Genomic DNA, 4,851 nt, shown 5'->3' with positions numbered 1-4,851 from the left:
GGACGATGACGGTCACTGCGCTACACCACTATCGGGGACTCAACTCAGGACCTGGGGAATCTGCTCGGTGGAGGCGGTCAGTGGGTGTGCTGTTTCGAGGAGGTGGCACAGGCGCCGACGGGGGGCGTGAGAGGCCATGACCAGCCGGGTCGTGGCTCTGGTGTGCCGGGTGTGGTCGCCGACCCAGCCCAGCAGGCCGTCCGGGGTGTGCGGGATCGCCTCGACCCATGGCGCGAAGCGCGTGACGGCTTCCTCAAGGTCGGAGGAGATGAGGATGTCGGTTGCGGTGGTCAGCGCCCGGGATCGTGTGGGCATGTCCGCTGGTGGGAGCAGGACCCACCGGGGCGCCCGCGGCTGTGCATGGGTGGTGGCGTGGACGTGCGCTGACCAGTCGGGCAGCAGGGCGGGGCGGGTGGTGGCGGTGGCGATGTGCAGCAGCAGGGCGGTCAGGCCGTGGACGTCCTGAACGAACTGGCAGGACGTCGCGTTGTCGCCGAAGACGCCGGGTGCTCGCACCGCCAGGACCTGGGCCTGGGTCCGTGCTTGCCGGTCGACGCAGCCAGAGTCTGCCGCCTCCACGGCGATTGCGGTGAGGTCGGTCTGGCAGTAGTGGCCCCGCCGGCCCAGGGCATTCCCACAGAACGCCTTGGCACCGATCGGGCGCAGGAGGGTGGATCTGGTGGCGCGGAAGGGTCGCTGACAGCCCGGGCAGGTCGAGAGCAGGTAGGAGCCGTGGCGGAGACAGACGGTGGTGGTCGTTAGGCGCCAGGAGATGTCCCAGGTTCCGGTCTCGGCGAGGCAGCGGGGGCAGACCTGGGTTCCCTGGCCGGGTGCCCAGCCTCGGGCGGCAACGGTGCGGTAGCTGGCTTGGTGATGCGGGTCCAGACCGGACAGGTCGATAAGCGTCCCGTCGACGGCGGCGAGCGTTGCGGCGGTCAACGACGCCGTGGACTGGCCGGTGAGTCCTGAGAGGACCTCGAGGGTGCGGGGTGTGGGGCGCAGCAGCAGGTAGCGGGTGGTATCGGTGGCGTCGGTGACGGCGCGCATGACCGTGGCCGGCGGGATGTGGTTGGCGTCGGCGGCGTGCTCGAGGTAGCAGTCCAAGGCTTGTCCGGCGTGCAGGGTCGGGCGCGTCGGCAAGACAGTCAGGCTGCAGCTGGGGTCAGGAGACATGACGCTCACCGTGCTCATGGACCGGTCGCGCGAGGGACCCGTCGAGGACGGTCGTTGCTCTGACTTGCAGGTACTGCTGCCACCACTCGCGTAGGAGCATCCGGCCTTCGGGGTTCAGGTCATGGTCAAAGGCCAGCAGTATGGAAGGGGCCATGTGGGCATGTGGTCCACCAGCAGGCCGTCCGAGAGTTGCATCAAGCCAGACCCACGCGGCCGCGACGCTCCCGGCGTCGGGCGTGTGCGCAGCAGCTGCGGGCAAGTCCTCGACGACGCCACGTGGAATCGACCGGACGTGGCGCAGGGCTTGGCGACGCTCCGCCAGAAGCGGCAGCCCTTCGTTGCGGAGGAAGGCCAGATAGGTCGCCAGGCGGCGATAGGTGTCCACGTCCTCTGTGAGGTCCTCGGCGAGCCGGGCCACGCGCGAGCTGATGGTGGCTGCGTGCAGTCTGTGGATGTCGGGGATGGAGAGGTAGTTCTCCCGGGCGCGGCCGACCAGTGCCGTCAGGGCTACGGCCTCGGCGGTGCGGATCGTGCGGGCCGCTTCGGGCAGAACGATGGGGTCGTCTCTGCGGCGCATCATGGTAGGGATGTGCACGACCTGGACACCGTGGTCCACGATCAGGGCGAGCGTGGCGTCGCACCCGGTGACGGCATCGGGCCATCGCGGCACCAGATCCAGGGAGGGCAACCACGGGTCGCCCATGATGGCGATCTGGTCGGCGAGGTCACGGGTCGCGGCCTCGGTGGCGGATGCGGTCCAGGTCAACGCCAAGGTCGTCGCTGTGACGTACGGGGGCCTGGCCACGACCCGGCCCGGTTGCAGCCCCCAGCGCAGGAAATCCACCACGGACTCACGCCAATGTGTGGACTCGCCGGGCAGGCGTGGTGGCCAGTTGGTCCACAGCGCATGCTCAAGACCTGCCATCAATGACTCGACCCTGGTGAACCGGTCTCGGGCACGATGGGAGTCGGCAGCAGCGGAAAGAGCCACCTGCACTTCGCGGTGGACAGCCTCCAGATCGGGTCCCGCATGGCTGGGGTGCGGGAAGTAGGCGTCGCGTAGGAAGCATCCGCAGTTGGGGCACAGCACGACGATGTTCAGCCGTGCGGCCACGGTCGCGACCTGGCATTGGGGGCAAGTGGCGGGTTGACCTGCATACCGGCGGCCGGTGCGGGCTCGTTCCGGCGCTGCGCTCGGGTAGGCGCCACGCAGGGTCGCTGTCCTCAACGTATCCACGGTCGTGGCGGTCAGTGTCGTGACACGGTGCAGAAGGTCTCTCGGGGGGTCTTCCCACACCCGTGAGTGGGCCTGCAGTCCGGTCAGCTCGTGGACGGTGGTGTGGTTCGCGATGGCGGCGCGGGCCATGAAGGCGGCGAGGTCCTCGCCCGGTTGCAGGTGTGGACGCGCTGGCAGCGGAGGCTGCGCAGGCCCGGTCATGCCGAGGCTCCTGATCTTGGGTCAGCCGTAGCCGAAGGGGCACTGCCCGGGACGGTGGCTCGTGGCCGCGCAGCGTGTGCGTTTCGTCGTTCGGCTCGTGCGGCGAGAGTGACGCCCGTGAGGTGCTTCTCGGTGATGGCCCAGGTTCCGTCCTCGATGGCAGCAGTCGTAGCGTCGCGCAATAGCTGGAGCAGGTCGCGGTGGTAGCCGGCGCTGCGTTCGAGCCAGAGGTGTGGCAGTTGGTTCCAGATGTGCTCGGGTTGACCTGCCGGTAGGTAGGGCTGGGCGTGCGTCGCACACTCGCGCAGGAACTGTCGGAAGGCCAGCCGGTCGGCCTTGGTGGTGCCGGTGTAGGGCGCGACGGGGACCTCGTAGGCCCGGTCGGTCACCTGCGGGTCGTCCATAACCGGGTGGGTGTGCAGGTTCGCGCCAGCGAGGATGACGGTGGCACCAAGCTCGCCGACGGCGGTGACCACGGCCTTGAGGTGGTCCAGCGCCTCCCGACCCAGCTTCAGGGAGGTCTTCAGCAGGTGCAGGTCATCAACGATCAGCAGGCGCACCCCGTGACGTTCCAGCAGGTCGAGGTAGCGCACGCGCTTCTCGACACCGGGCGGGTAACCCAGGGCCTGGACGATCTGGGCGTTGAATTTCGCCACCGTTGTGCCGGCCGCCAGAGACAGGAAGAGCACGGGGACGTGATCAACCTCGAGCCTCTCGACCCTGCGGCCGGTGACGGAACGGGCCGTGTTCACGGGACGAGCATGCGGGTCGGTGTGCGGGGCAACTAAGCGCCGATGCGCGTCGAAGGCCACCTGGTAGAGCATCGTGGACTTCCCCAGGACGTTGTCGCCGGTCACGATCGCCACGTCCTTGGTGCCGGTCAGCGACTGCGCGTTTCCCTCGATCAGGGCGGTCAGGCGTTGTCGGATGCCGCGGTCGCGTTCGGAGTCGAAGTAGTGGCCGGCCAAGTACCGGCGTACCTCGGCGGCGCGGGCACGTCGCTCCTGGTGGGACATGCCGGTCGCGTCCTGGGTGGTGATCGGCGGTGGCGGCCCGATTGCTGGGGTGAAGGCCAAGGAGTGCAGCAGTTCGGCTTTCATTCCTGGTCCTCCAAGTCAGACCAGTCGGCAGCGTCGGTCTCCCAAGGCGCCCGGGCCGTCTTCGCCGGCGGAATGGGTCGCGACCGCCGGCGTGGCGCCCCGCCGGTCGATGGCGTGCGGCCGCCGGCGGCGGAGGCGGCCTCACTGTGGTCGTGCTTGGACTGACCGGAGCGCATGGCGGCGGCGGTGAGCATGTTGCCGTGCCAGTCCGCCAACTCGGGATCCCCCCGCAGCCGGTCGTATCCGTCGGTGGCGTTCAGGGTGGTCAAGACCTCTTCCTCGATCCCGTCGCGGGACAGGTCCCGGTAGGCGCCGCGCTTCTTCATCAGGCCTTTGGCGTGACGCAAGGTCACCTCGGTCATCGGCGCCCGCAGTTCGTGCTCACGGCGCCAGGGCACCCGGATGATCGCCCCGGAGTCGGGGTGACGCAGCCAGTACGCCGAGACATCTCGCGGGTCGTAGTAGAACGGTGCCGCCTTCGGCCCCGCCCGGTGGCGCTGATCCCCGGTGTGCCCGGCCTGGTCGGGCGAGCGGAAGGTCCAGTCCCGCACGTTGCGGAACTCATCCAGCTGCTGGCAGTCGTAGTACAGGTCGTCGAACTCGACGCCGTTGGCGCCGATCTGCCCCCACCGGATCGGCATCGCGTCGTAGATCAGATCGGCGCGCTGCAGCACGTGGATACGTCCCTGGGCCGCCATCAGCGAGTCGTAGACGTCGAGCGGGCTCAGCCGCATCCCGGCATCCTCCGCCGTGACCTGCTGGTCGACGACGATCAGGCTGCTGTGCGGGCTGCGGTGGTAAGTGGTGGCGATCCACTCCCGGATGTGCCGCTCCAGCTCCCGGGGCGTCAGCGCCGGGGCACCGCCGTGGAAGACCGGCTGACCATCCTTGTTCATCGTGATCCGCCCGACCTCCGAGCCCCGCTCGGAGACGTTGTGGCCCTTGTACCCCGGCGCGGCCTGGAAGCAGGCCTGCAAGATCTCCCAGAAGCGTTCCATGACCGCGTTGTCGGTCGGGTGCGCGCCACGAGAGAGCAGCAGGTTGATCCCGTACTGGCGACACAACGCCCGGAAGTGGGTGCTCGTGAAGATGCTGCGAGCCTGTCAAGTTGTCTGTGTAAGCGATCTGGATCTCGTCGGT

At 68.7% G+C, this 4,851-nt stretch carries 4 protein-coding genes; all 4 read right to left on the bottom strand.

What is annotated here, in order from left to right; translation table 11 throughout:
• Window positions 1–39: 39 nt before the first annotated feature.
• Window positions 40–1,140, bottom strand: coding sequence for a TniQ family protein (locus ABC138_RS17210; protein ID WP_345914436.1), 1,101 nt, complete (start codon window positions 1,138–1,140; stop codon window positions 40–42).
• A 22-nt stretch (window positions 1,141–1,162) separates the two neighbouring features.
• Window positions 1,163–2,287 (bottom strand): hypothetical protein, encoded by a 1,125-nt coding sequence (locus tag ABC138_RS17205; protein ID WP_345914435.1) that lies wholly within the window; start codon window positions 2,285–2,287, stop codon window positions 1,163–1,165.
• 320 nt (window positions 2,288–2,607) lie between these two features.
• Window positions 2,608–3,711, bottom strand: coding sequence for a TniB family NTP-binding protein (locus ABC138_RS17200; RefSeq protein WP_345914434.1), 1,104 nt, complete (start codon window positions 3,709–3,711; stop codon window positions 2,608–2,610).
• On the bottom strand, window positions 3,708–4,709 hold the full coding sequence (locus ABC138_RS17195) for a hypothetical protein (RefSeq protein ID WP_345914433.1): 1,002 nt from the start codon (window positions 4,707–4,709) through the stop codon (window positions 3,708–3,710). Before ABC138_RS17195 ends, ABC138_RS17200 begins: the two co-directional genes overlap by 4 nt.
• Window positions 4,710–4,851: the final 142 nt, after the last annotated feature.

The organism is Janibacter sp. LM (genome assembly GCF_039631275.1).
Classification (GTDB): Bacteria; Actinomycetota; Actinomycetes; order Actinomycetales; family Dermatophilaceae; genus Janibacter; species Janibacter terrae.
Note: the sequence above shows the minus strand (reverse complement) of the source record. Positions and strands in the feature narration are given on the sequence as shown.

Coding starts and splice junctions, on each gene's coding strand:
- ABC138_RS17200 (WP_345914434.1), bottom strand. CDS start 3,711: ATGAAAGCCGAACTGCTGCACTCCTTGGCCTTCACCCCAGCAATCGGG.
- ABC138_RS17195 (WP_345914433.1), bottom strand. CDS start 4,709: ATGGAACGCTTCTGGGAGATCTTGCAGGCCTGCTTCCAGGCCGCGCCG.